Genomic DNA, 25,820 nt, shown 5'->3' with positions numbered 1-25,820 from the left:
GCCCCTTAGGGCGGCTGTTAAATATCTTTAGCAGGATTAGGAAAGTCTTTATCATCGTTGAAAGGATTTTTCTCACCCCCTCCTGGACTCTTCTGATCTTCTTCATCATCATCCCGGTAAGCTGGGCTTTCAGCATCATCCGGTAATGGCTCAACATAATCTGGATCAGGACGTTCAGACATATTTACCTCCAGTGATTTTTCTGCAACTAAATGATTATAGATAGTCAAATCAACAAGAGGCCATGCCTTTTATCTATTATGTGAGTTAAGCGTAAGGATGAATAGATGTTCTGCTCTAAGAACTCATATCTGAGGAGACTTTGTACCTACTCATTCGTAGTATTCTAATTCTTAACTAACCGTTCATCTTCATCAACTCGTCCGCTCTTTGTTCACGTTGACGCTTCAAACAGCAGATTGCAGTATGTTTTTTGAGATTAATAATTTTACGCGCGTAGAAAATAACGCTAACCCATTCAGGTGCAGAGTTATTATTAAGATAGCCTCCGAGGGAATCAAATAAAGCAGACCACCCTTTGACCTGACTATGCGGATTTTTACCTAACAATTTCTTATAGGATTCTACAACTGCACGCACCTGCTCTTTCACGCTGACATAAGATTCTCCCTGCTGGCAACGTGCAGCTAACTTTCTTATCTGCAGAAGGTAGTACTCACTTTCAGTGTTTTTTTCCACATAAACCTCAATAGTATCCGCTTCGCTTAACTATAGATCTGGTGGATTAAAATTCAAATTTGGAGAGTGGATTTAGCTATCCGCCGCATTTGTAAATGGTCCTTATAATGAGCTCAGCGGTTGCCATCCTGATAATTGCAATTTACTTCCCACGTTTCGTTATGTCCCAGAATCGCCCGCTGTGTTGGGACGCTCATGACATCGATGTCATGGTTACTGACATAAATGGGGCGTACCCACTCACAGCCGGTATCAATCACCCTGACGCCGCCATCGTTCACGCAGCCGCTCAGACACAGCAGCATCAGGCAGATTGTTAATATCCTGCTGAACATAGACAGCATTTTTTAGCACCTCAATATGTTTTTCTGATTCCTCAGCCTTAACAGATGCCCGCTCAGCTGCTGCTGTGGTTTCAGCTGCTTTTTTGCCTCTGCTACGACCCAGACCGAATGCAGCCACTATCAGACCTGCAATGACGGCCAACATGGTTAATAGCGTTTGCATCAGATCAAACCTTTGTAGGCGTCATAAGTGCCGCTGCGCATTACCTCTGCATGACGGCGCGCGCGGTCAGGTGTCTGACGCGCCCACAAGCTATTCAGCATTCCACCAGCTGCACCGGCAAAATCACCGCGTGCAATCATGCCAAGTGTGTTAGTGAAACCAGCCAGACCTGTTACGCCCATCTGATAGGCCATGCTGCAGAGAATGTCGCCGCGTGCGTCGTTGCACTGCGCGAGTGCGGCCACGATTACGGGCTGTCGATTCATTGAGGCGGTTTTGGCTTCTACCAAGCATTGTTTCCAGACATCACCAGCACGGCGTGGGACAGTAAACTGATATTGATTAAGCGGTGCGTTCTGAGGGCCAATCCTGATTCCACCAGCAACCGTTGGAAATTTGCGTGTGTCCCAATAGGGAGCCTCGCGATAACCCTCCTCAAAATTAAGGATTTCAATAATTCTACTCATCACCTTTACTCCTTGGTGGGTATGAAACAATGCGTGCGACATTACCTTTCGCCGCAAATACAGCCGTGCAGATCAGCGCGTTCGCTACAACTACCGGCCAGCCGCTGGCGTGGTATTGCCCGAACAGCCATAGCAATGCGAAATTGCCATAAAACAGAATCAGACCTGCGGCTATCCATGAAATACCACGCTTATGTGTTCGCCCTGTTTTACTGAACGCCATCAGCCGCAACGCAATAGCCGCGCAAATGGCGACATCAATCACTGTCAGGAAATCGCTACTAATCATGATTTCTCCCCCAGCCATTTTTTGACGAATGGCAGTTTTGAAACGCCGCCGTTTTTCAGCCAGAAATAGCCCTGCACCGCAGCAGCGGAAATAACGACAGCCGCCAGGGCATCAAGTGGTTTTTCGCGGTAATCCAGATAGTCCTCTACTTTGTCCGCAACAAACCCGGCTCCAAATACGCCAGCTGCATAGCCAAAGAGAAAATAACCAAATATCTGTCGTCGCGTCAGATTGCTGGCGGTGACGATAAAACACATCGAACCGGCAAACGCCCCAAACGCGATTGAGTAATCTACAGAGGTGACAAACCCCACCAGCGCAGACGTGACAATGCCCCAGCCAGCTACGGTTGCCGTAGCGCCGGTGCTTAATGGCTCAGCCATTAGCGGTACCTCTTAATGATTAATAAATTCTGATTTACTCGATTAGCTGATTCAATTCGCTAACCGTCTGCCGGAATCGTTCCTCTTCCAGTTCAACGCCAATTGCAGAACGGCCCAGCTTTATTGCCGCCTTTATAGTTGACCCTGACCCCATGAAGAAATCAGCGACCACATCACCCGGCCTGCTGCTGGCGTTAATAATCTGCTCCAGCATGTCAGCAGGTTTTTCGCATGGGTGCTTGCCGGGGTAAAACTGAACCGGTTTATGTGTCCATACGTCTGTATAGGGAACCGCTAAAGTGACGCCGAAATACCGGCGCAGGTCTTTAAATTCCTCCTGCAACTCCAGATATTTACGGTTCAGGGAGTGATACGTGTCCACCAGCTGGTGGTTCGGTGTGGCTAGCGTTCCTGTCTGATGGCGTGCGATGGCTATCTCAGTGAATAGCGACTGCAATTTGAGGTAATCGGCCTCGCTGGGTAGCTGCCACTGACTAGTGCCGAACCAATGCGAAGCCATGTTTTTCTTGCCTGTCGCCTCAACTATCTGAGCAGCGGTTATATCCAGCTCAGCGCGGGCATCGCGGAAGTAATCAATTAAAGGCTTTAGCACCTGTTGTTTCAGCTCATTGCATTTTCGAGCGTACGTGTCTGGTTTGTACGGCCCCTGATAATGCTCTGCAAACAGTATTCGCTCTGTGGCAGGGAAGTAGGCTCGAAGGCTTTCTTTGTTGCAGCCCTTCCAGTGTCCACTTGGCTTAGCCCAGATGATATGATTGAGAATGTTGAAGCGGTTACGCATCATGATTTCGATATCAGATGCAAGTCGATGCCCTGAGAACAGATAGATGCTGCCATTGCGCTTCAGCACTCTCCAGAACTCCGCCAAGCAGCAATCCAGCCACTGTAAATAATCCGCGTCCCCTTTCCACTGATTGTCCCAACCTAGCGGCTTAACTTTGAAATATGGCGGGTCGGTAACAATCAGGTCAATTGAATCGTCTGGCATGGTTTTCAACACGCGCAAACAGTCAGCATTGAATAATTCAACGCCGGGCATCGATATTTTTTGCATCACAATAATTTCACAAATATATACAGGTAAAAACCAGGAATAAAAAAACCCGCTCTGAGGCGGGTCTTAAAGAGGGGTTGCTTGCGGATGCAATCGTGCGAAGCATACAGATATTTAATCAGTCACTGGTTCACTATTCAAGTAAAATCTTGCGCTATTGAATTCGAATGCATCGTTCATTGGCTGGTACAGCATATATTCAGCAACTGATAGCCATGTCTTTATCCGGCGTCGACAGGTTGAGTAACTCCAATCTGGGTGATTCTCATTAAGCTCATCAGCAAGGTCGCGCATGCTCACCCTGTCGCGGTAATGCCCCTCAATAAGGTGGCGCAACGGTTGATCGTTAATAAAAACGCTGGCGATAACTCTGTCCATCACTAACGCTTCGTCATCTGTGCAGAACGTCAGGCTTGAACGCAGGCTTTCCCGCATCATGTTTTCAACCCATGCCTCTAATTCTTTCGAGCAGCCTATTCTTTTCAGTTTCTTGAGGACGTTGCTTAAATCGTTATGTGTGACGACATACCGTTTCAAAAGTTTTTTAAACATGTCTGGTGCCTGGGGGCATTCATTAATTGATGACCAGCGGCCCCACATTTTTAATTTCCCCTGAAGCCAGACGCGCTCCAGCGTTCTCAACTCAAATTTTCCGCCGGTATTTGGTCGTGAAATGTCACGCATTATTAACTCCACACTATTAGTTTTAACTGAAAAAATAACGTCTACTGCAATGGCATAGTCGAGAACCTAAACAGCAGCACTATCTGACAACCGCATTCCTCCTCAAACGCCATGACATCCTTGTGCAACTCATCGTGATGCGCTCTGCAAAGCGAAACCACAAATAGGTCATGGGATTTGATGCCCATTCCACCCTGTCCATGTTCAATGATGCGATTCGGATCACCTGCATGCTGATTGCGCAGGTACATGCTTCATTTTTACATATATGCTGATTGACAAGTGCTACATCTTTAAGCCTGCGACTGACAAAAATGTCCTTGAAATAGATTTTTTTGTTGTAAAGGTCTCTAGCCAAAGCGATCAAAATTATAATTAATGGAAAAATATAAAACACCTGTATTCTATTGAAATACTTAGTTATTGTCGTTATTTAGCGCTAAAGCTCGTTAGGCATTCTACCCTTACACTTAACATAAAATTATTTTCTGCATATATCAAACAAGTCTTCCTCGACGCATGCAGTCGAAACATACATACCTGCGGACGGAAAATATGCCGAATGAAAAATCCCAAACTGAAGTAGTTAATATTTTATCATTAAATTCAATGGGTTAAGATAAAAAAAGGAAAATTAATTTTTTATTGGGCTACTATAAAAGTACTGTTTTAAGCATTACTAACCCAAACAACTGTAAATACGAGCTATGCACGTTGAAGTATTAATCCAAAAATATAATCATAACATTATGATTTTTATAGTAAAAAATAATATAACAAAAATAAGACAATTCTTAGCATTTATTGTAAAGTAGCACTGAACACATTAGACATTCTTATCAAGGAAAGTAATCGTGGCAACTAACCAAAATACTCCAGCTCAATTAAGACTTAAAAAAATCGAGATTCAGAATCTGAAGGGCATCAACGGGTGTACCATTGATTTCCCTGAAAATAAAAAAGTTACCGCTATAATGGGAATGAATGGCTCTGGAAAGTCCACAATCATACATGCCCTTGCATGTTGTTACAGGCCAGTGGCCACTACTTCAAAAGAAAATAATCGATTTTCAGATTTTTTTACGCCTCATGATGAGAACAAATGGCAAGACAGCGGTTTTACAGCACTGTTTTATGCAGGTAATTTAGGTAATAATGGTGCCCAAATTACTTTTTCACAACTGCCTGCACCCAACGATTTTTTTGAGCAGAGTTATAGTAAAAACAAGCGCTGGATACCGATTTATGAACGCAGACCAATAAAAGAATCTTTATATTTAGGTCTGCAAACTCTTGGGACTTTATCAGATAATACAACTGCCTCTCGTCACTCGAAATATCGAAGTGCGCCATTTACACCTGCATCACTTAAGAACAAAATACTTGACTCAATGAGTCGCGTTTTAGAAGCAAATTACTCTGATTTAATGATGTGCTCATCTGGGGCTTTACGCTCCGCATATTCGTTTATTAAATTAACCAAAAATGGCATTACTTACACCGAACATACTATGGGGGCGGGTGAAAAAAGGGTATATGAAGTATTGCGTGCAGCTCACGATCCTTCGCTTCACCCTAACGGATTATTGCTAATTGATGAATTAGATGTGCTTCTACATGAAAAAGCTTTTAAGAAACTAGTTGAAGAATTAATTCTGATTGCTGACAACTCTTTACTTGAGATAGTTTTTTCAACACATAGGGAGTCAGTAATTCAGTTTAAAAGACAAGTTAATATAGTTAGCATATTCAATATGGGCACTGGCGTACAAGCATATCCGGGTGTATCAGCCGATGCTCTAAGGCAATTAAATGATATCCAACCTGAAATGGTCAATGTTTTCGTTGAGGATGAACTTGCGCGTACTGTTGTTAATGTCCTTTTGGAACGTGAAGCGCTTACAGACAAGGTTGATGTTGAATTATTCGGAGCATCCGAAAATTCAGCAGTTGTACTTGCTGGATTGATGTTGGCTGGTAAAGATATAAATAAAGTAATGTGTATACTTGATGGAGATATTCATTTATCTGTTCAAGAAAAACTCAAAATCATTCAAAAATGTCTAACAGGTACTGACAAGAGGCCTCAGAGAGCAGCCGTATTAAAGCGAATATTTGATTTCAAATTAGATTCAACCACACAAAAAGGTTCTCCAGAATACAATCACAAGTTATGGTTTGAGGCAATAGATGAAAATGATGTTTCCACTGATGAGAAATCTGAATTTATTAAATTAAGAGGCTTTTCAAGATCTATACAAGGATTGCAGGATTGGCATGATTATTATGATAAAATCAATAATCTTGCGCGAAAATCCAACATCGAACACACTATTATAAGCTATATTAGCAAGTATAGCCCGGCTTGGGATGATTATATTGCAATTATAAAAGCTGAAATTCTAACGAAAACTGCTGAATTAGCATAATTATTCTTAGATGTTATTATAACCCAAAGTGGCCAAATCAATATCGGCTTGGCCCCTTAATACATTTCAGACTAGCTTATTAAGGGAAAAACATGTCAGTTTGGAAAGATCACCCAGTCATAATAGCAATAGGCTCTGGATGTACAGTTCTAACATTTTCTTTTGCTCTAATTTTTAACTACTTTATTCCGGTCATGAGAGAAGCCGACCAAAATCAAATCAAATCATTGAATCTAAAAATAGAAGAGAACAACGAAGAGATTAAAAGGAGCATTATAAAAGCAACAGCTAAAGAAGATTTAATTGCGCAAAAAAACAGGGAAATAAGCGATCTCAAAAGAAACATTAACCAACGTATAGATGATAACAACGACCTTAAAATGTGGTTTTTTGATTATACAGTGAAAAATTCCTTTTCTTTCAACTCTCCTTACCCTACTGGATATGCCAAAATAAGACCTTATGATACTATAGAGCAATTTTTAAAAGTTTATAAGTCACCTCAGATTGAAGCTACTCCAGACAGAAGTTACTTATCAGTTAAGACAGATAACACTTACATTCGGGAGATAACTTATTATTTTGACGATAATAATGAAAGAATAACTCACATAGCTTTTTACGTCAGAGATGGAAAAGAAGAACTTAATAATGGTAAAGTTGGAGCTTACGCATCTGATTTGTTAGATGTATTACAAAATAATTTAGGTGTAGGTAAAACCTGTCATAATGACACCTATAGATATTGGATATCAGCAGATAAAAAAACAGTTACTTACCTGAAGGAATCCTTATCCTACATGGTAATGAATAGTGTGTACACACCAACAAACTGGCCAAATGATTGTAGGAAACAAATTTATCTTGAAACAAAAAGTGTAAGTCCATAGCTTTAAAAAATAATTTACTTAATCTCTTGGTCTGATGATTTTATTATTATTACTACTCTTATATATAATCATAGCCCCAGTAATTTTTTCGGTTACATGGGGCAATCCTTCATGTCGGTAAAGACCTTGCTGACAATTGACATTAAACTATTTTTTTATATTAACTCTTCAGATAGCAATCGTTAGCTGTTGGACGGCCTGACGCAACATGCGGATATTTGACCAGTAATTACGGTTAGTCTGCCCCGCCAGCTCGATGAACTCCTTAACCGTACAGGGTTTATCGTGACGCAATTCCGATAACACCGCAGTGAACCGCTGCAATTGCTCCGCCACCAATTCTGGATCATCATGCTGCTCTGAGAGCCACTGCTTGAGCGCCTGTTCGTCCTGGTGCTACTGAATGAGGCGCAGGGCTGTTTGGATGGTGCCCTGCGGGACAACGACATGCTCAGGGTGTTTTACGGAGTCCGCTGCCCAAGTGTGTGCATATTTCGACTCTGCGTAAGTGTATTCATTTTTCATTTTGTACGCTGCCTGAACGCAGGCCCACACCTCCACACCACTCTGTTCCAGAATGTCGTTTTTCAGTAGTGGCAAGCCATCACTCTCGGCGTTCCCTGGCTCAGTTGGTGCTGGGTGTAGAGGCAGTAACGCCGTAATGCTCTCTGGCGGCCTTAATGATATCCATCAGCTCCGCCACCTGCAGGTCAGTTTCAAACATCAGGGTGATATATGCACCCTCATCGCCCTGAACTGCCTGACAGTTTCTAGCTAACAGTTCCACCAGCAGTCGAGACTGTTTCGCACTGAATTGCGTCATGGCGGCGGCTTTGGTTAATTTTTTCTTGCCCGTCGCTTTTGCCTTTTCCAGCTCAGTCTTCGCTACTTTGCCAGCTGACGCGCCATGCTCACGAACCAGCGCGACAGCAGTAGTGGCGGCAACCTCTTTGTTTTTGACCAGTGCGATTAACTCATCGCCAGATGTCAGCAGCGCCAGGTGATTTTCAACGTCAGTGATTGACCGTTTTACTTTTTTGGCAATCTGCGCCGGTTCCCAGCCCTGATTAATCAGGCGCTGATATGCAGCTGCTCGCTCCAGTGGTTCCAGTGCGCGCCCCTGACTGGATGTGACCATGAACGCGATGCGGTCAGCCTCACTGCCTACAAAATCTTTACACTCTAGGCGAATTTCATAACCAGCCTCCTGTGCCAGTTTAGCCCCGTAGTAACGGTGGTGGCCATCGATGATTTTTATTCCCTGCTCTGTTACCTGTACAGCGAGCGGAGGCACATGCTCACCAGCGATGTAGGCGTCTCGAAATTCCTCGACGTGGGTCTGGTCGATTTCCCGGATGTTGTAACCATGCTCGACATAGAGTTCATCAACCCCCAGCAAGTAGGTTTTGCGGGTCGTGATGTTCGTTTCTGTTTTAGATTTGTTGTCGTAAATTTTCGATAGCGTAGTCATTTTTTGAAATCCCTTAATAACCGCGAAACCCTTCTGGGGTGGCGTAATCAACTGGTGAAATATCGGTGATTGACCGCTGAACCGGGCCGAGCCTGAGTACTAGCTCATCCCATTTATCTCGGAGCTTTGACGGGCTGAGGATGTTCCGGCACCAGAACGGATCGCTCTGAACACGTTTGAACATCTTGCAAATCTGGTAGTGGGTACGCTGGTCCTGTGAGCACATCAGGCGCACGTCATTTGCCCATGCTGTCCAATTGGGTTCTCTCGGTCTTGCCAGTTCGCCATCAGTCTCGGCGGCCTTTTCGTAGAGATGGATGATCTGTTCCCATATCCATTGCGCGCATTTCAAATCCTCCTCGCTGCCCCACATGATTCTTTTGGGGCTATACACCACCGCCTCTGAAACACCAGATAGGGGTTTATCCACAGGCAGAACGTCCGGGGGCGTAGCTCCAGGACATATAGGGTTTTTATCTGATGGATCATGTTTTGAATTTACTGACGGATCGTCGCCAGATTCTGGCGGGTGAAAACCCGGATTCTTGCCAGATTCCGACGGGTCTAAATTTGAGGGGTCAGAATTTGGTGCATCAGAATTTGACGCGTCAGATTTTGATGCGTCAGATTTTGATGTGTCAGATTCTGATGTGTCAGAATCTGGCTGGTGAGCATAGGCAGCCTCTCGCAGTTTCCTGACGTTCAGCTGATACATGTTCGAGGTGTTTCTGTTGCCCTTTCGCCGGGTAGTGCTGGTCAGCCAGCCATCGGCCTCTAATTTGCGTATCGAGGTGCGCACAGTGCTGGAGCCTGCGCCAATCTGACGGGCTATGGTGGCGATTGACGGCCAGCAGGTGCCCTCATCGCTTGAGAAATCAGCCAGGCGCGCCATGATGGCCACGCTGGTGATTTTCATACCTGACGCCGCGCAACCGTCCCAGACGTATGCAGACAATTTAACGCTCATCACTAACTCTCCTGAACTTCTGACCCCATAGGTTGCGGGGCTGAGCGCAAACGTACGGGTAACTTGGACGCCTGAACAGCACCCGGTTATTCGTTACATCAACGCCGATGGTTTCAACAATCACACCGCGTGGATCGGCATAGCGCGCGACCCACGGCTGAATAACTTCGTCTGATAACTGGGGCATTTAGCCCCCTGAACGATTTGATTTTCTGAGATAGTCACCCACAGCGCGCTCTATGTAGTCGCGGGTGACTAGATTGCTTGCGCCCTGTAAATTCGACACATAACGGAATGGCTTCCGACTGCATCCGCCCCTCATGGGCAGGCAACGGAATTGCGGAAAATCCGGGGATCTGTTTAAATCATTCACGCGATTATTTCTCCACACTAATTGATGTAGTCGCCGAAAGCGCCGGGCTGCAACCTGGCGCTTTCACTTTTCTGGAGCACAGAAAACCCTGTAAACCAGCGTCGTGTGCTCCTGCAGTTTGGTAATGGCACGATGTAATTCCTCGTCGATAATCTCGCGTTCATGCGGTTCCACCACTCCATCCTCAATGGCTGCCCTGACTTGCTGTGAATACCGGGTAATCTGCTCGATAGCCTCCAGCAGTCGCTGATTGATATCGCCGTAATCCACCTGCTCTACCTCTGACAATGGCACGAACACGCCGCCAGAGGTTTTCGCTATGGCTGTTGCGATGTGATGACTGCCAGCTGCCTGCTGCAATACCATCGACCAGCCAATTGGAAACAGCTGATCGCCACCATTGCGCAGCCTGTTATGAACGCCGTCCTCGGTAACATCCAGAATCTCAGCGGCCTCTGAATATCCACCAGCCAGACCGGCAATAGTTTTGCGGATCGCTGTAATCAGCCATGCTGGCTGGCGCTCGGCTTTCCATTTCGGTTCATTACCCACGGCTGACAACCTCCTGCTGTGGTTCAAATAGCGGCACCAGTTCGGGATAATCGCTGGACACGAATTTGAGTTCGTTCTTTGTAATCTCGGAAATCAGCAGCGCAAATTTCCATGGGATAGGATCTGACCAACCGCTGACGCTGGATTTTGCAATGTTCAGGAATCGCGCTGTTGCTGTAACTCCACCGTAATAATTCAAAACCTCAGATTTATTCATAACCCTCTCATCCGTAAAAGCGAACAAATTGAGTTTAAGCGAACGGATGTTATCTGGTCAATAATTCAAACATTAATAGTTCATAAAAACGGACAACCATGAAGCAGCAATTTCCACAAACCATTAGTGATCGCATTGTCAGCAAAATGCAGGAACTCAATTTGCGCAGCAGAGATATAGTGACGGGAACGGGAGCATCAAAAAGCACCGTTAGCCAATGGGTCAATGGCGGTAATAACCCCTCTGCAACACAGATTCCCAAATTAGCCAAGATTCTGAACGTAACGGAAACATGGTTAATAAATGGCGGAAACTACTCACAAAGGAATAACAGGGGTGAGGTAGATCAACGGCCGCTTCAGAAAATCCCTCTAGTCTCGCTGGCGCAGGCGGGGGACTGGAGAAATCTCATGAATCAAAATCCCAAATTTTCAGAATGGACAGCCGTTACTGATGACGTATCCCCCCATGCGTTCTCTGTAGAAATGGATAATGACTCAATGGCTGGACTCATCCCAGAGGGTGCCATCGTTATTTTTGATCCCAATAAACCACCTAAATCAGGTCAAATTGTTTTGGCTAACGTAGGCAATTCAACGGTAATAAAAAAACTAGTGATTGACGGTCCCAGCGCCTACCTGGCTCCGATGAATTCTGGCTATAAAACAATTGAGCTGGAATCGCTTTCTCAGATCGTTGCTACTGGCATATCAGTTCAAACAAAACTGCCATAACACTCCCCTTAAATTGACAACTCAAAAATGGCCATAGAAATGGCCCACCCGCCCTGCGTCCGTAAAAACGAACAAATGCTATTGACCATTTCGTCCGTAAATGCGAACATCAGTTTTGTCATAAAACTCCTTTGAGAAAGGACGCTCTCAACCATATGAGTTTGCGCCCTCTTACAAATTTTTTTTAGTGTGGAGAAACGGCAGTGGGCTATTGCAGTAGCCCACCAGCCATAATCGAGGAAACGATTATGATCCAGGACATCGACGACCTGATTACTGAAATTTTCGACGAATACCCCCGACCGCGCCTCATCTGTAATACCCCAGGCGATTACACACCGAGGCTGGTTTCGCAGCTCAACCTGAAGCGCACCACACGCACCAAACTGACCCCACCCCGCTCGCATGTATGTTCCTGCCCTTTTCAGCAGGAGGCGCGCCCGACTGATTGCCAGTGGGATTTACATGGAATGTATGGGTTAAGGAGTCAGGGATGAGTGAAGTTAAACGTTATTCCCATAATGGTTTGCGGGGGATGTTAGAGCACAAAGCGGGTCGTTATGTAAGTTATGAACGCTACTCTGCTCTTGAATCAGAGCGTGACGCGCTAGCAGCTGAGAATGCGGCGCGATGCGAAATCATTGATCGCCTCATAGGCCAATATAGTGCGGCGGGTTATCACGCCATACAGAATTCACCGAATCCTGCACAGTCACTGCTATACGACGCCATGCAGGTGCTGAAACAGTCAGCCACCGACGCCTACCTTAACTCTGTGCGGGCTGAGGGTGTTGAGAGGGTTAAGGCACATCCCGCGATAAGCCTCTGCGCACTCACGCATGTCTGCGAAGAAATTGCAGCCCAACTCCGCGCCGGTAAGGGTGGTGAAAAATGACAGTGAAAACTCATACTGGAACGATTATCACGAACACCGGGAAAAAACAGGTCAGATTGCACCAGAGCGCCACAACCTGGGTAGTTAGCGGCAAAGAATATTACTACAAAGAAACTGGCCGCCGTGGGGGTGCAGGAGGAACACGCGCCCGCCTGCTGTTGGATAGCATCGCGCCTATCTCAGTGAATGAAATCGTCAAGGATGGTGAGTAATGGACGCTGAAGCCAAAAAGAAATACCTCTCCAAAATCCAGAAACTGATGCGTCTGGCAGAGAACACCAGCAGTCCTGCAGAAGCTGCCAGCGCCATGTCAAAGGCGCAGGCATTCATGCGTGAGCATGGCCTGAGTGAATCAGAGGTCGTGTTCTCTGAAATCAGCACCAGTGAGAGCAAAAGCTCTCCAAGTGATGCAGAGAAACTACCTCTTTACATGATCTACCTGACTACAACCATAGAAAAGGCGTTCGCTGTTAAGTGCCTTGTAGGTTGGAGAGCAACCTCTGGCTACCGCTACAAACGCGTCGTTAGTTTTTACGGGTTGGATAACCGTGATGTTGCAGCTGCGTACATTTTCGACGTTCTGACTCGCCAGATTAAGCAGGCGCGAAAAAAATTCATCAACGAGCACTGCGAAAGTTGGCTTGCCCCGAAGCGAAAGGCAGCACTGGCTGACCAATTTTGTGAGGGTTGGGCCTCTGGTGCCTATCACGCAGTGCAAGAGCTGGTCATCGATGAAGAGCAGGAGGCCAAAATGAGCGCCTACGCTGAGAAACTGAGAGATGAAGGCGCGGGTGAAGCCAAGACCCGTAACAGTAAAGACAATGACCATCCCTCTCATGCTAAATATCTCGGTTACCAGGAAGGTAAGCACGCAACGGTGTTTCATGGAGTTGATGGAAGCAGTAATGGCCCTGCGCTAATCGGTATGGCGGAATAATGATGTCCGGTAATGAGGTTTGATTATGTCCAGAATGGTTAGCCTTGAGGATTGGGCTAAAGATGAATTTGGAGAAGAGGCTCCAAGCGTGCGCACTTTAAAGGCGTATGCAAAAGGCAGAATGATGGCCCCACCAGCGGTAAAGGTTGGCCGGAAATGGATGATTGATCGCGAGGCGCGATTTACCGGAATTCTCGCCGCACCGAAATTAGCCCCGACAGCAAACCCAAAATTGAGAAGGATTATCGAGGATGGCTGCAAGACCGCGCACCCATAACATTACAATCCCCAACCTTTATTCAAAGCTGGATAAACGCACTGGTTGTGTGTATTGGCAATATAAGCACCCTATCACTGGCAAATTTCACAGCCTGGGAACTAATGCTGATGAAGCGAAGCAGGTCGCAAATGAAGCCAACGCCATAATTGCAGAACAGCGGACCCGGCAGATACTCAGCGTTAATGAGAAGATCGCAAAAATGCGGGAATCGCGGGAATTTATTACCGTCACAACCTGGCTTGATCGTTACCTTGAAATACAGCAGGAGCGTCTTGAGTCAGGGGAGATAAAACTAAATTCCGTGAAACAGAAAAAGAAGCCGGTCGAATTGTTACGTCAGAATTGCGGGATGATGTATTTAAAGGACGTTGGGGCGTTAGAGATCGCTGAGATAGTCGATGCTGTAAAAGCCGAAGGCCATAACCGAATGGCTCAGGTAGTAAGAATGGCGATCATTGATGTGTTCAAAGAGGCCCAGCATGCTGGGCACGTTCCCCCCGGCTACAACCCGGCGCAGGCCACTAAACAGCCGCGTAACCGGGTTGTACGTCAGCGTCTGTCACTGGACGAGTGGCAGGCCATATTCAGCGCTGCAGAGGATCACCCGCCCTATCTTCAGTGCGCAATGCTATTAGCTCTGGTCACCGGCCAGCGCATTGGGGATATCTCTAATATGCAATTTTCGGATATCTGGGACGACATGCTGCATGTTACCCAGGAGAAAACCGGGTGCCGTGTTGCCATCCCTCTGAGCTTAAGGTGCATGGCCATTGGTATCTCACTCAGAGAGGTTATCACTCAATGCCGGGACGCTGTAGTGAGTAAATATCTGGTCCATTTCCGTCACTCAACCTCGCAGGCCGTCCGAGGTGATAAGGTTTCTGCCAGCTCTATTACAACGACGTTCAAAAAGGCCAGGAATCACTGCGGCATAACATGGGCTGAAGGCGCTGCGCCCACCTTTCATGAGCAGCGTTCGCTATCGGAACGCCTGTATCGTGAACAGGGTGTAGACACTCAAAAATTACTCGGCCATAAGACTCAGAAAATGACTGATCGCTATAACGATGATCGCGGCAAAGACTGGATTGTGGTGGCTGTGTGATGGTGGTTTTATAGACAGTTTTGGGGAAGAGTTTTGGGGAAGTTTTGGGGAAAGAAGGCGTGAAATAAAAAGCCAACACGATTTTTACATTCGTGTTGGCTATATGTTTTGTAAAACTAATTACATATTTTCGATGATCGCGTCACCAAACTCTGAACATTTCAGCAGTTTAGCGCCATCCATCAGGCGTTCGAAATCGTAAGTCACGGTCTTGTTAGCGATAGCGCCTTCAACACCTTTAACAATCAGGTCAGCCGCTTCGAACCACTCCAGATGACGCAGCATCATTTCTGCTGACAGGATCACTGAACCTGGGTTCACTTTATCCTGACCGGCATACTTAGGCGCAGTACCGTGGGTTGCTTCGAACAGTGCACACTCATCACCGATGTTAGCGCCTGGTGCGATACCGATACCGCCAACCTGCGCCGCCAGGGCGTCAGAGATGTAGTCACCGTTCAGGTTCATACAGGCGATAACGTCATATTCTGCCGGACGCAGCAGGATCTGTTGCAGGAACGCATCGGCAATCACATCTTTAACGATGATCTCTTTACCGGTGTTCGGGTTTTTGAACTTCATCCACGGGCCGCCGTCGATCAGTTCGCCGCCGAACTCGTCTTTCACTAACTGGTATCCCCAGTCTTTGAAAGAGCCTTCGGTGAACTTCATGATGTTGCCTTTGTGAACCAGGGTCAGTGAATCACGATCGTTGGTGATGGTGTATTCCACTGCGGCGCGCACCAGACGTTTGGTACCCGCTTCTGAACACGGCTTAACGCCGATACCGCACTGCTCAGGGAAGCGAATTTTCTTCACGCCCATCTCTTCGCGCAGGAATTTGATCACTTTGTCCGCTTCGGCAGAGCCCGCTTTCCACTCGATACCCGCATAGATATCTTCGGAGTTTTCACGGAAGATCACCATGTCGGTCTCTTCAGGGCGTTTAACCGGGCTTGGCGTGCCTTTGTAGTAACGTACCGGACGCAGGCAGACGTAGAGGTCAAGCTCCTGACGCAGTGCTACGTTCAGTGAACGAATACCGCCGCCGACCGGGGTGGTCAGTGGGCCTTTGATAGCCACGCGATATTCCTTGATTAAGTCGAGCGTTTCCTGTGGCAGCCAGACGTCCTGACCGTAGAGTTCAACTGACTTCTCACCCGTGTAAATCTCCATCCAGGAGATCTTACGCTCGCCGTTGTAGGCTTTCTTCACCGCCGCGTCGACGACTTTCAGCATCACCGGGGAAACATCAACACCGATACCGTCACCCTCAATGTAAGGAATGACCGGATTGTTTGGCACTGTAAGCTTGCCCTGATTCAGGGTGATTTTCTGACCTTCCGCCGGAACTACTACTTTGCTTTCCATTAACCTCTCCTGGGCGTTTGTTAATGATTTGTAAGATGCGCGTCAATACTACTTGAATATTTCCGTCACGCCAATCACCGCAATTTCACGTTATAATGCGCCGAATGTTTCTGACTGCAAAGCCCATGCGAAAAACAACTCAACGAATTCACCAGGATAAACGATTCAGCCGCCCGACGCGTGATGCGCGACGTGCGCCTGCCCGCCCTGCTGCTCCACGACGTGTCATTCTGTTTAACAAACCGTTCGACGTTTTGCCGCAATTCACTGATGAAGCGGGCCGCCGCACCCTGAAAGATTTTGTCAGCGTCGCAGACGTTTATGCCGCGGGCCGCCTTGACCGCGACAGCGAAGGCCTGATGGTACTGACCAACGATGGTGCCCTGCAGGCCGCGCTGACGCAGCCCGGCAAACGCACCGGCAAGGTCTATTATGTGCAGGTGGAAGGCGATCCGCAGGAAGCGGATCTGCAGCCTCTGCGGGATGGGGTTAATCTGAAAGATGGCATGACGCTGCCCGCTGGCGTGGAAAAAGTGGCTGAGCCGGCGTGGCTCTGGCCGCGTCAGCCGCCAATCCGCGAGCGCAAAAATATCCCGACGCAGTGGCTGAAAGTCACACTGTATGAAGGCCGTAATCGTCAGGTGCGCCGCATGACAGCCCATATTGGCTTTCCCACCTTGCGGTTAATCCGCTACGCCATGGGGAGCTATTCACTCGACGATCTGGCTTCAGGTACGTGGCGTGAAATCAGCGAGAGCCCCACCTGAAAACCGATTTTTTATAACCTCAGGTTAACAATTGCGGAGAAGTGATGTTTAAACCTCATGTTACTGTCGCCTGTCTGGTTCAGGCCGAAGGTGAACTGCTGGTGGTGGAAGAGACGATCAACGGTCGTGCCACCTGGAACCAGCCTGCCGGACATCTCGAAGCGGATGAAACGCTGCTGGAAGCCGCCGAACGCGAACTCTATGAAGAGACCGGCATCGCGGCATCGATGCACTATTTCATCGGGATAAACCAGTGGATCGCGCCCGACAGTACGCCTTTTGTGCGTTTTCTGTTTGGCGTGGATCTGGCCAAAAAAGCGCCAACCCAGCCGCAGGACAGCGACATCGATTGCTGCTGGTGGCTACCGCCAGCGCAGATTCTCACTGCATCTAACCTGCGTTCGCCACTGGTCGCGGAAAGCGTACGCCTCTGGCAACAGGGCACGCGCTACCCGCTACATCTGGTCAGCCCGTTCCAGTGGCCGTTTCACGAGGGTGCGCGTCTGCCTTCTGCATGATAGAATGCGCCGCCTGTTTTTTTATCGTAATGCGAGCGTGTCATGTCTGACAACAGCCAGAAAAAAGTGATCGTCGGTATGTCCGGCGGCGTCGATTCTTCCGTTTCCGCCTGGTTACTGCAGCAGCAGGGTTACCAGGTTGAAGGCCTGTTCATGAAGAACTGGGAGGAGGACGATGGCGAGGAGTATTGTACCGCCGCGGACGATCTGGCGGATGCGCAGGCTGTGTGCGACAAGCTCGGTATGAAGCTGCATAAAGTTAACTTTGCCGCAGAGTACTGGGATAACGTCTTTGAGCATTTCCTCGAAGAGTACAAAGCAGGCCGCACGCCTAACCCCGATATCCTCTGCAATAAAGAGATCAAATTCAAAGCGTTCCTGGAGTTCGCAGCGGAAGACCTGGGCGCAGATTTCATCGCCACGGGTCACTACGTGCGCCGCAAGGACGTCGATGGTCAGAGCCAGCTGTTACGCGGACTGGATGGTAACAAAGACCAGAGCTATTTCCTCTATACCCTGAGCCACGAACAGATTGCCCAAAGTCTGTTCCCGGTCGGCGAGCTGGAAAAACCGGAAGTGCGCCGCATTGCGGAACAGCTGGACCTGATCACCGCGAAGAAAAAAGACTCGACCGGCATCTGCTTTATCGGCGAGCGCAAATTCCGCGACTTCCTTGCGCGCTATCTCCCGGCTCAGCCAGGCGAAATAGAAACCACGGAAGGCCAGATCGTCGGTGAACATCAGGGGCTGATGTACCATACTCTGGGACAGCGTAAAGGTCTGGGTATCGGCGGCCTGAAAGAGAGCAAAGATGATCCCTGGTATGTGGTTGACAAAGATGTGGCGCGTAACCGTCTGATTGTCGCCCAGGGCGGCGATCATCCGCGTCTGATGTCCGTTGGCCTGATTGCGCAGCAGCTGCACTGGGTTAATCGTCAGCCGATTACCGTCCCACTGCACTGCTCTGTGAAAACCCGCTATCGTCAGACCGACATTCCCTGTGAGATTATTCCGCAGGGCGACGATCGGATTGAGGTGCGCTTTGACGAGCCGGTTGCTGCGGTCACGCCAGGTCAGTCTGCGGTCTTTTACCTTGGCGATGTCTGCCTCGGTGGCGGTATTATCGAACAGCGCCTGCCGTTAGTGGCGGAGTAAACGGGCTTAGCCCGCGTTGATGACGCGTAAACAGGAGTAACCGTGGCGAAAAATTATCAGGAAATCACGCTGGCGCTGGCGGGCATCTGTCAGTCCGCCCATCTGGTGCAGCAGCTGGCTCAGCAGGGTCACTGCCAGCCCGAAGCGCTGACCGTGTCGCTGCGCAGCGTACTGGACCTGAATCCTGGCTCCACGCTGGCGGTATTCGGCAACAATGAAGCCAACCTGCGCCTCGGACTTGAAACCCTGATGGCGGTGCTGAACAGCAGCAGTCGCCAGGGCGCAGGCGCTGAACTGACGCGTTACACCCTGAGCATGATGGTGCTGGAGCGCAAGCTCAGCGCCAGTAAATCCGCCATGGCGACGCTGGCACAGCGCATTACGCAGCTGGATCGCCAGCTGGCACATTATGAACTGGAGTCAGACACCATCCTCAGCGCGATGGCTGGCATCTATGTGGATGTGATCAGCCCGCTTGGCCCGCGTATCCAGGTTACCGGTTCGCCTGCTGTGCTGCAGAATACGCAGGTTCAGAGTAAAGTGCGTGCCACTCTGTTAGCCGGTATCCGCGCTGCCGTATTGTGGCAGCAGGTCGGCGGTGGCCGACTGCAACTGATGTTCTCGCGCCAGCGTTTGCTGCGTGAAGCGAAAACCCTCTTATCCCGGCTGCCACTGACTTACTAAGTCGGTGCGGCAAAACACTGCTAAATGATTCAGGAGTTGCACTGATGGAATTATCCTCTCTGACCGCCGTCTCACCTGTCGATGGTCGTTACGGCGATAAAGTCAGCCCGCTGCGTGCGATTTTCAGCGAGTTCGGTCTGCTGAAATTCCGCGTTGAGGTTGAAGTTCGCTGGTTACAAAAACTGGCCGCGACCGCAGAGATCAAGGAAGTTCCTGCATTTGATGCCGACGCAAACGCTTTCCTTGATGCAATTGTCGCCGGTTTTTCAGAAGACGATGCCGCCCGCATCAAGACGATTGAGCGCACCACCAACCACGATGTGAAAGCGGTTGAGTATTTCCTGAAAGAGAAAGTGGCCGATCTCCCTGCCCTGCACGCCGTCTCTGAATTTATCCACTTCGCCTGCACCTCTGAAGATATCAACAACCTGTCGCACGCCCTGATGCTGGAAACGGCCCGCCGTGACGTGATCCTGCCTTACTGGGACCAGCTGATCAGCGCCGTGAAAGGTCTTGCCAGCGAATACCGTGACATTCCGCTGCTCTCACGCACCCACGGCCAGCCGGCGACGCCATCGACCATGGGTAAAGAGATGGCCAACGTCGCCTACCGTCTGGAGCGTCAGTTACGTCAGCTTAAGCAGATTGAAGTGCTGGGTAAAATCAATGGCGCAGTCGGTAACTACAATGCCCACATTGCCGCCTATCCCGAAGTGGACTGGCATGAACTGAGCGAGAAATTCGTTACTTCGCTGGGGATTACCTGGAACCCGTACACCACGCAGATTGAACCGCACGACTATATCGCCGAGATGTTCGACTGCATCGCCCGCTTTAACACCATCCTGATCGATTTCGATCGTGATATCTGGGGTTATGTGGCGCTGAACCATTTCAAACAGAAAACCATTGCGGGTGAAATCGGCTCCTCAACCATGCCGCACAAGGTGAACCCGATCGACTTCGAAAACTCCGAAGGCAATCTGGGCCTGGCGAATGCCGTGATGCAGCATCTGGCCAGCAAACTACCGGTGTCTCGCTGGCAGCGTGACCTGACCGACTCCACCGTGCTGCGCAACCTCGGCGTGGGCGTGGGTTATGCGCTGATCGCCTATCAGGCGACGCTGAAAGGTATCTCCAAGCTGGAAGTGAACCGCGATCGTCTGCAGGACGAGCTGGATCATAACTGGGAAGTGCTGGCAGAGCCGATCCAGACGGTGATGCGTCGTTACGGCATTGAGAAGCCGTATGAGAAGCTGAAAGAGCTGACGCGCGGCAAACGCGTGGATGCTGCCGGCATGCAGGCCTTTATCGACAGCCTGGCGCTGCCGGAAGAGGAAAAAGTGCGTCTGAAGCAGATGACGCCTGCAAACTATATTGGTCGCGCTATCCAGATGGTTGACGATCTGAAATAATGCCCGCCGCAGACCGGCCCAGTCCGGTCTGCGTTAACATCTTGTTTAATACATTTCGCGTATACTTTCTGCAGGTTGACTCAAACAGAGTGTAAGGAATTTCTATGCGTGTTCTGGTTGTTGAAGACAATGCCCTGCTGCGCCATCATCTCGCCGTCCAGTTACGTGACATGGGCCATCAGGTCGATGCCGCCGAAGACGCCAAAGAAGCTGACTATTTTCTCCGCGAACATCTGCCCGATATTGCGCTGGTGGATCTCGGCCTGCCGGATGAAGATGGCATGTCGCTGATTCGCCGCTGGCGCAGTGATGCCGTGCGTCAGCCGATTCTGGTGCTGACCGCCCGTGAGGGCTGGCAGGCGAAAGTCGAAGCGCTGGAAGCCGGTGCGGATGACTACGTCACCAAACCGTTTCACATTGAAGAGGTCGCGGCACGCCTGCAGGCGCTGATGCGCCGCAACAGCGGTCATGCGTCGCAAATCATCGATATGGCCCCGTTTCAGGTCGATCTCTCACGCCGTGAACTGACGGTGAATGAAGAGCCAGTAAAACTCACCGCCTTTGAGTACACCATTGTCGAGACGCTAATCCGAAATGCGGGCAAAGTGGTGAGCAAAGACTCGCTGATGCTGCAGCTCTATCCTGACGCTGAACTGCGTGAAAGCCACACCATCGACGTTCTGATGGGTCGTCTGCGCAAAAAGATTCTGGCATTGCACCCTACTGATGTCATTGCCACCGTGCGTGGCCAGGGTTACCGCTTTGATCTCTGACCATGTCCTGGTTTAATCGTTACCGCCCTATTTCGCTGCGCGCCCGCTTTCTGCTGGCCTCCGCAGCGATAGTTCTGTTCCTCTCTCTTTCTTACGGCATGGTCGCAGTCATTGGCTATGTGGTGAGTTTCGATAAAAATACCTACCGGGTGATGCGCGGCGAGAGCAATCTGTTCTTTACGCTGGCGCAATGGCATGACAACAAGCTCACCATCGCGCAGCCGGAACGCATGACGCTGAACTTTCCGACGCTGGTCTTCATCTACGATGAGCACGGCAAGCTGCTGTGGCAGCAACGCGACGTGCCGGATATTCGCAAAAAGATCCGCCGCGAATGGCTGCTGAAGCCCGACTTTTACGAGATCGATACCAGCAACCGCACCAGCATGGTCGCGATGGGCAATAATCTCAATGCTAAGCAACGGCTTAATGACTGGGACACCGACAGTAACGACACCTTTACCCACTCGGTGGCCGTTAACCGTTACGATGCCACGACGAATCTGCCCGCGCTCACCATCGTTGTGGTCGACTCTATTCCGCAGGAGTTGCAGCACTCTGATGTGGTCTGGTCGTGGTTCAGCTATGTACTGGCGGCTAACCTGATACTGATTATTCCGCTGCTGTGGCTGGCGGCGCACTGGAGTCTGCGGCCAATTGGTGCGCTGACACAACAGGTGCGCGAACTGGAGACCAGTCAGCGTGAAAATCTGGCGGATAATCCGCCGCAGGAGTTGCGCAGTCTGGTGCGCAACCTCAATCTGCTGCTGACCAATGAACGGCAGCGCTACACCCGCTATCGCACCACCCTTTCGGATCTGACCCATAGCCTGAAAACGCCGCTGGCCGTGTTGCAGAGCACCCTGCGATCGCTGCGCAATGGTAAAGAGCTGACGGTGGAACAGGCGGAGCCAGTGATGCTGGAGCAGATAAGCCGCATCTCACAGCAGGTGGGATACTACCTGCATCGCGCCAGTATGCAGGCCGATCACAATCCGCTGCAGCGCGACCTTCATTCCGTTTCCGGTCTGCTCGACAGTCTCTGCTCGGCACTGAATAAAGTTTATCAGCGCAAAGGCGTGGCGATAACGCTGGATATCTCACCGGAGCTGACCTTTGTGGGCGACCAGAATGACTTTATGGAAGTGCTGGGTAACGTACTCGATAACGCCTGCAAGTACTGCCTGGAATTTATCGAAGTCAGTGCTTATCAGAGCGAAAAGGCGCTGCATCTCTATATCGACGACGATGGCCCGGGTATTCCTGAGAGCAAGCGCGATTTAGTGTTTGTGCGGGGGCAGCGCGCCGATACGCTGCGTCCGGGCCAGGGATTAGGTCTGGCGGTGGTGCGCGATATTCTGGAACAGTATGAGGGTAACGTCATCGCCACCAGCAGTGCGCTTGGCGGAACACGTATGGAAGTGGTTTTTCAGCGCCAGGAAGTCGAACATCGTCGCGAGTAGAAAACCGTCCGGGCTGTTATACTAGCTGGCATTTACAGCCCTAAGCGGAACCCTTGTATGGACTATCAGCTCGATATTAACTGGCCCGATTTTATTCAGCGCTACTGGCAGAAACGCCCGGTCGTGCTGAAGCGTGGTTTTAAAAACTTCGTTGATCCTCTTTCACCGGATGAACTGGCCGGACTGGCAATGGAAAACGAGGTGGACAGCCGCCTGGTCAGCCATCAGGACGGCAAATGGCAGGTCAGCCACGGCCCGTTTGAGAGCTATGATCACCTGGGAGAGAACAACTGGTCGCTGCTGGTCCAGGCGGTCAATCACTGGCATGAACCCTCTGCCGCGCTGATGCGCCCTTTCCGCTTCCTGCCTGACTGGCGTGTCGATGACCTGATGGTGTCGTTTGCCGTGCCTGGCGGCGGCGTCGGTCCCCATTTTGATCAGTATGATGTCTTCATTATTCAGGGTACGGGCCGCCGTCGCTGGCGCGTCGGTGAAAAAGTGGCGCTGAAGCAGCACTGTCCGCATCCGGACCTGCTGCAGGTTGAACCCTTCGATGCCATCATCGATGAAGAGCTGGAGCCGGGCGATATTCTCTACATTCCGCCAGGATTCCCGCATGAAGGCTACTCGCTGGAAAACGCCCTGAACTACTCGGTTGGTTTCCGCGCCCCCAGCGGTCGTGAGTTAATCAGCGGCTTTGCCGACTACGCCCTGGCCAACGAGCTGGGCAGCCTGCGCTTCAGCGATCCGGATGTGCCTGCACGCGATTGCCCGTCGCAGATCCTGCCGCAGGAGATTGAAGGCGTGCGCCAGCTGATGCTGGATGTGGTCAATCAGCCGGAGCAGTTTGAGCAGTGGTTCGGCGAATTCATTTCGCAGTCACGCCACGAACTCGACGTCGCGCCGCCGGAACCGCCTTATCAGCCTGATGAGATTTATGATGCGCTGCAACAGGGCGATGCCCTGAGCCGGTTGGGTGGCCTGCGTGTCCTGACGATTGGTGATGCTGTTTATATCAATGGTGAGCGGGTTGAGTGTTCACGCCCCGATGTCATGGCGGTTCTGGCGAATCACTATCGCATCACGCTCGACGACCTGGGAGATGCGCTGGATGATCCGGCCGTGCTGGCGCAGATCGCCGGTCTGGTGAACGCTGGTTACTGGTACTTCGGCGAGGAATAACCCGCAGCGCGGAACCGTGCGCTGCGGCTGAAACAGGCTCTCTGGCTTTTACTGGCAGAGAGCCTTTTTTCATTTAATCCTTCTTCTGTGCTGCCAGTTCTGACAGACGCACAATGACTTCCACTGACTTCGCCATGATATTCAGCGACGCGAACTCATGCTTGCCGTGATAGTTATAGCCCCCGGTAAAGATGTTCGGGCAAGGCAACCCTTTCCACGACAGTGACGACCCATCGGTGCCGCCACGAATCGGTTTCACTACTGGTTCAATGCCACAGTCACGCATCGCCTGCAAAGCCAGATCAATGATATGCGGGAACGGCTCGACTTTTTCACGCATGTTGCGATAGCTGTTAGTGATTTCAACCGTGACCGAGCAGTCCGGGTGCAGGGTTTTGTTGATCTCCGCGGCGATCTGCAGCAGCGTCTGTTTACGCTGTTCGAAACTCCCGGTTTCAAAGTCACGAATGATATAGAGCATCTCGGCGTGTTCAACGCTGCCTTTGATCTGGTGCAGATGGTAGAAGCCCTGATAGCCGTCGGTGTACTGCGGTTTTTCGCCGGCCGGTACAGCCGCATGAAACTGGTTAGCCAGCTCCAGCGCATTGACCATCACGCCTTTGGCGGAGCCTGGATGCACGTTGTTACCGACGATTTTGACCGTAGCCGAGGCGGCATTGAAGTTCTCATACTCAAACTCGCCCAGGTCGCTGCCATCAATGGTGTAGGCCCAGTCGGCGGCAAACGCCTCCACATCAAAGTGAGAGGTGCCGCGACCGATCTCTTCATCGGGCGTGAAGGCGACACGGATCGCGCCGTGCGGCGTATCGCTGCTAGCCAGCTGCGCCATCGCCGTCATAATCTCGGCAATACCCGCTTTATCATCCGCGCCCAGCAGGGTTTTGCCATCGGTGGTAATCAGCGTATGCCCAATCAGCTTGTGCAGCACCGGGAACATCACCGGTGACAGAACCTCATTGCCATTACCCAGCGCAATGTCGCCACCGCGATAATCTTCGATGATCTGCGGATTCACATGTTTCGCTGTGAAATCAGGCGACGTATCCATGTGGGAGATGAAACCGATAACTGGCGTCGGCCAGTCAACATTGGCGGGCAGTGTGCCCATGACGCAACAGTGATCGCTCAGGGTGACATCAACAAAACCCAGGGCCAGCAGCTCCTCCTGCAGCTGACGCGCCAGCGTCCACTGCCCTTCACTGCTGGGCACCTGGCGCGCCTGCGGCTTAGCCTGTGTCTCAACTGCCACATAACTTAAAAAGCGCTCAAGTAACTGTTCCATATCCCATCCTTTAAAAGTGCCGTCCGGTATTATTCACAGACCCGCCGGTCACAACGTTGCGTAAAATCATTCGCAGACAGGTTAGCGCTGTCAGTGACCTTTGTGAAAGTAATAAGCCCGAAAAAAACGCCTGATTACGTGATTGTTGCGGCAAACCTCGCAATGTTGTTAACAGCCGGTCAAATTGCCGCGGCCAGGCGGGCAAAACATGGCAATGCCTTATTTTTCAGGTATC

32 protein-coding genes and 1 pseudogene are annotated in these 25,820 nt (G+C 50.0%); 17 read left to right on the top strand and 16 right to left on the bottom strand.

What is annotated here, in order from left to right; genetic code table 11:
* Positions 1-17: 17 nt before the first annotated feature.
* From IBT54_RS04440 to IBT54_RS04400, 9 genes and pseudogenes are all read right to left on the bottom strand, one after another.
* Complete coding sequence (locus IBT54_RS04440) at positions 18-182, bottom strand: hypothetical protein (RefSeq protein ID WP_201251639.1); 165 nt, start codon at positions 180-182, stop codon at positions 18-20.
* A 175-nt stretch (positions 183-357) separates the two neighbouring features.
* The gene (locus IBT54_RS04435; protein ID WP_201251638.1) at positions 358-699 is read right to left on the bottom strand and encodes a hypothetical protein; all 342 of its coding nucleotides are present in this window, start codon (positions 697-699) and stop codon (positions 358-360) included.
* A gap of 252 nt (positions 700-951) precedes the next feature.
* Complete coding sequence (locus tag IBT54_RS04430) at positions 952-1,206, bottom strand: hypothetical protein (protein WP_201251637.1); 255 nt, start codon at positions 1,204-1,206, stop codon at positions 952-954.
* A complete protein-coding gene (locus IBT54_RS04425) occupies positions 1,206-1,673 on the bottom strand; it encodes a glycoside hydrolase family protein (RefSeq protein WP_201251636.1) in 468 nt (155 codons plus the stop codon). The genes IBT54_RS04430 and IBT54_RS04425 overlap by 1 nt, the downstream gene beginning before the upstream one ends.
* On the bottom strand, positions 1,666-1,962 hold the full coding sequence (locus IBT54_RS04420; RefSeq protein WP_236262893.1) for a phage holin family protein: 297 nt from the start codon (positions 1,960-1,962) through the stop codon (positions 1,666-1,668). Before IBT54_RS04420 ends, IBT54_RS04425 begins: the two co-directional genes overlap by 8 nt.
* On the bottom strand, positions 1,959-2,345 hold the full coding sequence (locus tag IBT54_RS04415; RefSeq protein WP_201251634.1) for a putative holin: 387 nt from the start codon (positions 2,343-2,345) through the stop codon (positions 1,959-1,961). The genes IBT54_RS04420 and IBT54_RS04415 overlap by 4 nt, the downstream gene beginning before the upstream one ends.
* A gap of 34 nt (positions 2,346-2,379) precedes the next feature.
* On the bottom strand, positions 2,380-3,420 hold the full coding sequence (locus IBT54_RS04410; protein ID WP_201251633.1) for a site-specific DNA-methyltransferase: 1,041 nt from the start codon (positions 3,418-3,420) through the stop codon (positions 2,380-2,382).
* Between the two features lie 114 nt (positions 3,421-3,534).
* A complete protein-coding gene (locus IBT54_RS04405; RefSeq protein ID WP_201251632.1) occupies positions 3,535-4,104 on the bottom strand; it encodes a DUF1133 family protein in 570 nt (189 codons plus the stop codon).
* Positions 4,105-4,166: 62 nt separating this feature from the next.
* Positions 4,167-4,366, bottom strand: a pseudogene (locus IBT54_RS04400) (hypothetical protein); the annotation flags it as partial.
* Between the two features lie 592 nt (positions 4,367-4,958).
* Between IBT54_RS04400 and IBT54_RS04395 the strand changes: the two are divergent.
* Both IBT54_RS04395 and IBT54_RS04390 read left to right on the top strand, forming a co-directional pair.
* On the top strand, positions 4,959-6,533 hold the full coding sequence (locus IBT54_RS04395; RefSeq protein ID WP_201251630.1) for an AAA family ATPase: 1,575 nt from the start codon (positions 4,959-4,961) through the stop codon (positions 6,531-6,533).
* Positions 6,534-6,625: 92 nt separating this feature from the next.
* Positions 6,626-7,423, top strand: a complete 798-nt coding sequence (locus IBT54_RS04390; protein ID WP_201251629.1) for a hypothetical protein — start codon at positions 6,626-6,628, stop codon at positions 7,421-7,423.
* Between the two features lie 625 nt (positions 7,424-8,048).
* On the opposite strand, the gene IBT54_RS04385 is transcribed toward IBT54_RS04390, so the two are convergent.
* The 5 genes from IBT54_RS04385 to IBT54_RS04365 all read right to left on the bottom strand — a co-directional run bounded on the left by IBT54_RS04385 (position 8,049) and on the right by IBT54_RS04365 (position 11,003).
* A complete protein-coding gene (locus IBT54_RS04385; protein ID WP_236262890.1) occupies positions 8,049-8,945 on the bottom strand; it encodes a DNA-binding protein in 897 nt (298 codons plus the stop codon).
* The gene (locus tag IBT54_RS04380; protein ID WP_201251628.1) at positions 8,908-9,861 is read right to left on the bottom strand and encodes a helix-turn-helix domain-containing protein; all 954 of its coding nucleotides are present in this window, start codon (positions 9,859-9,861) and stop codon (positions 8,908-8,910) included. Before IBT54_RS04380 ends, IBT54_RS04385 begins: the two co-directional genes overlap by 38 nt.
* Positions 9,851-10,048, bottom strand: a complete 198-nt coding sequence (locus IBT54_RS04375) for a DUF4222 domain-containing protein (protein ID WP_201251627.1) — start codon at positions 10,046-10,048, stop codon at positions 9,851-9,853. The genes IBT54_RS04380 and IBT54_RS04375 overlap by 11 nt, the downstream gene beginning before the upstream one ends.
* 249 nt (positions 10,049-10,297) lie before the next feature.
* On the bottom strand, positions 10,298-10,786 hold the full coding sequence (locus tag IBT54_RS04370) for a YmfL family putative regulatory protein (protein ID WP_370585061.1): 489 nt from the start codon (positions 10,784-10,786) through the stop codon (positions 10,298-10,300).
* Positions 10,779-11,003, bottom strand: a complete 225-nt coding sequence (locus IBT54_RS04365) for a Cro/CI family transcriptional regulator (protein ID WP_050556823.1) — start codon at positions 11,001-11,003, stop codon at positions 10,779-10,781. The genes IBT54_RS04370 and IBT54_RS04365 overlap by 8 nt, the downstream gene beginning before the upstream one ends.
* Positions 11,004-11,101: 98 nt before the next feature.
* Here IBT54_RS04365 and IBT54_RS04360 point away from each other — a divergent pair, with 98 nt between their 5' ends.
* From IBT54_RS04360 to IBT54_RS04330, 7 genes are all read left to right on the top strand, one after another.
* A complete protein-coding gene (locus tag IBT54_RS04360) occupies positions 11,102-11,737 on the top strand; it encodes a S24 family peptidase (RefSeq protein ID WP_201251626.1) in 636 nt (211 codons plus the stop codon).
* Between the two features lie 248 nt (positions 11,738-11,985).
* Positions 11,986-12,234 (top strand): hypothetical protein, encoded by a 249-nt coding sequence (locus IBT54_RS04355; RefSeq protein WP_201251625.1) that lies wholly within the window; start codon positions 11,986-11,988, stop codon positions 12,232-12,234.
* Complete coding sequence (locus IBT54_RS04350) at positions 12,231-12,632, top strand: hypothetical protein (protein ID WP_201251624.1); 402 nt, start codon at positions 12,231-12,233, stop codon at positions 12,630-12,632. The genes IBT54_RS04355 and IBT54_RS04350 overlap by 4 nt, the downstream gene beginning before the upstream one ends.
* Positions 12,629-12,844 (top strand): hypothetical protein, encoded by a 216-nt coding sequence (locus IBT54_RS04345; RefSeq protein ID WP_201251623.1) that lies wholly within the window; start codon positions 12,629-12,631, stop codon positions 12,842-12,844. The genes IBT54_RS04350 and IBT54_RS04345 overlap by 4 nt, the downstream gene beginning before the upstream one ends.
* Positions 12,844-13,569, top strand: coding sequence for a DUF2786 domain-containing protein (locus IBT54_RS04340; RefSeq protein ID WP_201251622.1), 726 nt, complete (start codon positions 12,844-12,846; stop codon positions 13,567-13,569). The genes IBT54_RS04345 and IBT54_RS04340 overlap by 1 nt, the downstream gene beginning before the upstream one ends.
* Positions 13,570-13,594: 25 nt before the next feature.
* A complete protein-coding gene (locus IBT54_RS04335; RefSeq protein WP_201251621.1) occupies positions 13,595-13,846 on the top strand; it encodes an excisionase in 252 nt (83 codons plus the stop codon).
* On the top strand, positions 13,821-14,954 hold the full coding sequence (locus IBT54_RS04330) for a site-specific integrase (RefSeq protein ID WP_201251620.1): 1,134 nt from the start codon (positions 13,821-13,823) through the stop codon (positions 14,952-14,954). The genes IBT54_RS04335 and IBT54_RS04330 overlap by 26 nt, the downstream gene beginning before the upstream one ends.
* A gap of 120 nt (positions 14,955-15,074) precedes the next feature.
* Here the strand turns inward: IBT54_RS04330 and icd are convergent, their stop codons facing one another.
* The gene (gene icd / locus IBT54_RS04325) at positions 15,075-16,325 is read right to left on the bottom strand and encodes an NADP-dependent isocitrate dehydrogenase (RefSeq protein WP_013357495.1); all 1,251 of its coding nucleotides are present in this window, start codon (positions 16,323-16,325) and stop codon (positions 15,075-15,077) included.
* 104 nt (positions 16,326-16,429) lie between these two features.
* Here icd and rluE point away from each other — a divergent pair, with 104 nt between their 5' ends.
* The 8 genes from rluE to IBT54_RS04285 all read left to right on the top strand — a co-directional run bounded on the left by rluE (position 16,430) and on the right by IBT54_RS04285 (position 24,282).
* Complete coding sequence (rluE, locus tag IBT54_RS04320) at positions 16,430-17,092, top strand: 23S rRNA pseudouridine(2457) synthase RluE (RefSeq protein WP_201251619.1); 663 nt, start codon at positions 16,430-16,432, stop codon at positions 17,090-17,092.
* A gap of 44 nt (positions 17,093-17,136) precedes the next feature.
* Positions 17,137-17,610 carry an NUDIX domain-containing protein gene (locus IBT54_RS04315; RefSeq protein ID WP_033782677.1) on the top strand — a complete coding sequence of 158 codons (474 nt, stop codon included), beginning with the start codon at positions 17,137-17,139 and terminating at the stop codon, positions 17,608-17,610.
* Between the two features lie 42 nt (positions 17,611-17,652).
* Positions 17,653-18,765 (top strand): tRNA 2-thiouridine(34) synthase MnmA, encoded by a 1,113-nt coding sequence (mnmA, locus tag IBT54_RS04310; protein WP_201251618.1) that lies wholly within the window; start codon positions 17,653-17,655, stop codon positions 18,763-18,765.
* Positions 18,766-18,807: 42 nt separating this feature from the next.
* Positions 18,808-19,449: a high frequency lysogenization protein HflD gene (hflD, locus tag IBT54_RS04305; protein ID WP_033732295.1), complete on the top strand. Its 642-nt coding sequence runs from the start codon at positions 18,808-18,810 to the stop codon at positions 19,447-19,449.
* 44 nt (positions 19,450-19,493) lie between these two features.
* Entirely contained in the window at positions 19,494-20,864 is a 1,371-nt protein-coding gene (gene purB / locus IBT54_RS04300; RefSeq protein WP_201251617.1) for an adenylosuccinate lyase, read from the top strand.
* A gap of 104 nt (positions 20,865-20,968) precedes the next feature.
* Complete coding sequence (phoP, locus tag IBT54_RS04295) at positions 20,969-21,637, top strand: two-component system response regulator PhoP (protein ID WP_003849836.1); 669 nt, start codon at positions 20,969-20,971, stop codon at positions 21,635-21,637.
* A gap of 2 nt (positions 21,638-21,639) precedes the next feature.
* Positions 21,640-23,100, top strand: a complete 1,461-nt coding sequence (phoQ, locus tag IBT54_RS04290) for a two-component system sensor histidine kinase PhoQ (protein ID WP_013357490.1) — start codon at positions 21,640-21,642, stop codon at positions 23,098-23,100.
* 57 nt (positions 23,101-23,157) lie between these two features.
* The gene (locus IBT54_RS04285; protein ID WP_013357489.1) at positions 23,158-24,282 is read left to right on the top strand and encodes a cupin domain-containing protein; all 1,125 of its coding nucleotides are present in this window, start codon (positions 23,158-23,160) and stop codon (positions 24,280-24,282) included.
* 73 nt (positions 24,283-24,355) lie between these two features.
* Here IBT54_RS04285 and pepT read toward each other — a convergent pair whose 3' ends face one another.
* A complete protein-coding gene (gene pepT, locus IBT54_RS04280) occupies positions 24,356-25,585 on the bottom strand; it encodes a peptidase T (protein WP_095707365.1) in 1,230 nt (409 codons plus the stop codon).
* Positions 25,586-25,820: the final 235 nt, after the last annotated feature.

The organism is Pantoea sp. S62 (assembly GCF_016658625.1).
GTDB lineage: Bacteria > Pseudomonadota > Gammaproteobacteria > Enterobacterales > Enterobacteriaceae > Pantoea > Pantoea vagans.
The sequence above is the reverse complement of the archived record's forward strand: the minus strand, read 5'-3'. Positions and strand labels throughout refer to the sequence as shown.